Source organism: Rothia sp. 27098_8_161 (assembly GCF_041432905.1).
Classification (GTDB): Bacteria; Actinomycetota; Actinomycetes; order Actinomycetales; family Micrococcaceae; genus Rothia.
The window spans coordinates 1-609 of sequence record NZ_JAPWAL010000078.1 but is presented as its reverse complement, the minus strand read 5'-3'; the positions used below and the strand labels follow the sequence as shown (position 1 = coordinate 609).

1 protein-coding gene is annotated in these 609 nt (G+C 64.4%); it reads right to left on the bottom strand.

Features of this window, described 5'->3' with window-relative positions; translation table 11 throughout:
* The coding region (locus O3648_RS08485; RefSeq protein WP_371569621.1) for an MFS transporter at window positions 1-609 on the bottom strand (609 nt) is incomplete at both ends.

Genomic DNA, 609 nt, shown 5'->3' with positions numbered 1-609 from the left:
ACGAGCAGGATGCGCATGAACCAGCCGCGCACGCCCACGCTTTCCTTACCCGCCGCATCGTTCTGGGAGGTTGCCGCCTCCGCCTGCAGGGTGCGCTCAATGTCGGCGATTTCAGCTTCGGCACGCTCGGTGGAGCGGATGCGCTTCATAACCTCCAGCGCCTGTTCACGCTTGCCGACGCGCAACAGCCAGCGCGGCGATTCGGGCACACGCAGCATGCCGACGAACAGGCCTATGGCGGGCAGGGTGCAGATGGCGAACATCCAGCGCCACACACCGTCGTGCTCACCCCATAGGTTGCCAATGAGGGCATTCACGATGAACGCGGCAAGCTGACCGCCCACAACCATGAGCTCGTTACGGCCGGAGAGGGAGCCACGAATTTCGTAGGGTGCGAGCTCCGCGAGGAATACGGGCACCACGGCGGAGGCGCCACCGACCGCCAGGCCGAGCAGGGTTCGTCCGGTGATAAGCACGGCAACGTTGGGTGCGAAGACGCAGGTCAGAGCACCAATGAAGAAGATGGTGGACAGCCCAATGATGGTGGTTCGGCGGCCGTACCGGTCGGAGATACGACCACAGGTGAGCGCGCCGATAGCGGCGGCAAAG